General features: G+C 57.2%; 1 protein-coding gene. It reads right to left on the bottom strand.

All coding sequences use genetic code 11. The features are described 5' to 3' along the window. Window positions 1-163: 163 nt before the first annotated feature. Window positions 164-545: laccase domain-containing protein (locus J5M71_RS26895; RefSeq protein WP_207838544.1), on the bottom strand; the 382-nt coding region annotated here is incomplete at its 5' end.

Genomic DNA, 545 nt, shown 5'->3' with positions numbered 1-545 from the left:
CTGTAATTTACTGGTTAAACGGTCAATACGCATGGGTCACCTTCCTTTTGAGCAGGCCGGACCTAAGAAACCATCCTGAATAAAGAAACCTGCCAGATACCACTGTAGATGCGGTCGATTCTGGGAGATTCAAGCGTCGGAGAGTTGATGCAGATCAGAGAGTTTAGCGGGTGAGCCAAACAAGGGAGGCGAAACGACCGGTGCGCGACGCACGGCGGTAAGAGAAGAAGCGCGGGTCGGTCACGGTGCAGAAACCGCCACCATAAACAGCCGTGACACCCCGTTCAGCCAGACGCAGGCGCGCCAGCAGATAGATATCAGCCATGAACTTGCCGGCATTGTTGCTCGGTACGAACGCTTCTGCTGCTTCAGGCAGTTGATTGATGAAGACTTCCCGTACTTCCGGACCGACTTCAAAGGCTTTGGGGCCAATGGCCGGGCCGAGCCAGACCAGTACCTCGCCAGCAGGAACATCGAGGCTGTCGAGAGTTGCCTCAAGCACGCCCGCCGCCAGACCACGCCAACCGGCATGAGCGGCCGCGACA

It is taken from the genome of Pseudomonas sp. 43(2021) (assembly GCF_017490805.1).
Taxonomy (GTDB): domain Bacteria; phylum Pseudomonadota; class Gammaproteobacteria; order Pseudomonadales; family Pseudomonadaceae; genus Aquipseudomonas.
This window is presented reverse-complemented; position numbering and strand designations above follow the sequence as displayed.